Origin of the sequence: Rhodococcus sp. T2V, from assembly GCF_029269925.1 — a bacterium.
GTDB lineage: Bacteria > Actinomycetota > Actinomycetes > Mycobacteriales > Mycobacteriaceae > Rhodococcus_F > Rhodococcus_F koreensis.
The window spans coordinates 1-468 of record NZ_JARJBD010000407.1 but is presented as its reverse complement, the minus strand read 5'-3'; the positions used below and the strand labels follow the sequence as shown (position 1 = coordinate 468).

Sequence of the window (468 nt, the reverse complement as noted above, 5' to 3'; positions counted from 1 at the left end):
GCCTGGCCCGCTGCATCGCCATGGTCATCATCTGGAACGACCTCGCCTGCGGCGATCGGGAGGCCGCCGCCGTCCTGGTGGCGATCAACTCGGTGTTCCAGGTGATCATGTTCGCCGCCCTCGGCTGGTTCTACCTGTCCGTGCTGCCCGGTTGGCTGGGTCTCGAGCAGACCACCATCGACACCTCGCCGTGGCAGATCGCAAAGTCGGTGCTGATCTTCCTGGGGATCCCGCTATTGGCCGGTTACCTGACCCGCCGGTTCGGCGAGAAGGCCAAGGGCCGCACCTGGTACGAAACCACGTTCATTCCGAAGATCGGGCCGTGGGCGCTCTACGGTCTGCTGTTCACCATCGTGATTCTCTTCGCCCTGCAGGGCGACCAGATCACCTCCCGGCCCTGGGACGTCGTCCGAATCGCCATTCCCTTGCTCGCGTACTTCGCGATCATGTGGGGCGGCGGCTACGCCC

Annotated in this window: 1 pseudogene; it reads left to right on the top strand. The window is 65.0% G+C overall.

The features are described 5' to 3' along the window. Positions 1–468: pseudogene (locus tag P3H15_RS54605) on the top strand (arsenical-resistance protein); the annotation flags it as partial.